Here is a 636-nt window from a genome sequence, read left to right as displayed (position 1 = left end):
TAGCCCTACTTTCGCAAGCTCAGTGTTATTCCGCGGCCGCACCGAGTCGGAATGCCGCGTAGATACTGGATTTCGCTTGATTATTTGGCTCGGAGATGCTACATGAAAGAACATGCACATCTTTGAACGAGAAGTCAACGGCCATCGCTACCGTATTGCCGCGCAGTCGGTGTGGGACGCGGAGCGGGGCCGTTCCGTCGCACGCCAAGTCGTACTGGGACCGGCCGAGCCGCCGCGAGTTGCGGATCTGAGCGCGACTCAGACGGTGGGCACGCGCGGGGTCGGCGACGTCGGAGCCTTGATCTGGGTGGCCGAGCAACTGGACTTGGTCGGGCAGATTGATCGCGCGTGCGCAGGGGTTGGCGCCAAGGATGGCCCGTCGGTGGGTGAGTTGGCGGTGGCTGTGGCGATTCAGCGTGCGTGTGCGCCGGGACCCAAGTGCGAGCTGGGTGATTTTCTGGACGCGAGTCTGCCGCGGCTGTCGTGTTTGCCGGGGTCCGCGTTCACCGGTCAGGCCTTTCATCGCGTCGCGCAGCAGGTGACCGATGAGCAGTTGGAGCAGGCTCAGGTGGCCATCGCGAAGGCCGCGGTGGCCCGCTTCGAACTGTCCGCCGACGTGCTCGCGTTCGATACGAC

1 protein-coding gene is annotated in these 636 nt (G+C 64.2%); it reads left to right on the top strand.

Annotation, left to right across the window (positions count from 1 at the left end):
• Positions 1 to 112 precede the first annotated feature (112 nt).
• A partial coding sequence (locus ACGLHR_RS52075; protein WP_400103991.1) for a hypothetical protein occupies positions 113 to 636 on the top strand: 524 nt, incomplete at its 3' end.

Origin of the sequence: Cupriavidus sp. CuC1, from assembly GCF_044627735.1 — a bacterium.
GTDB lineage: Bacteria > Pseudomonadota > Gammaproteobacteria > Burkholderiales > Burkholderiaceae > Cupriavidus > Cupriavidus ulmosensis.
Note: the sequence above shows the minus strand (reverse complement) of the source record. Positions and strands in the feature narration are given on the sequence as shown.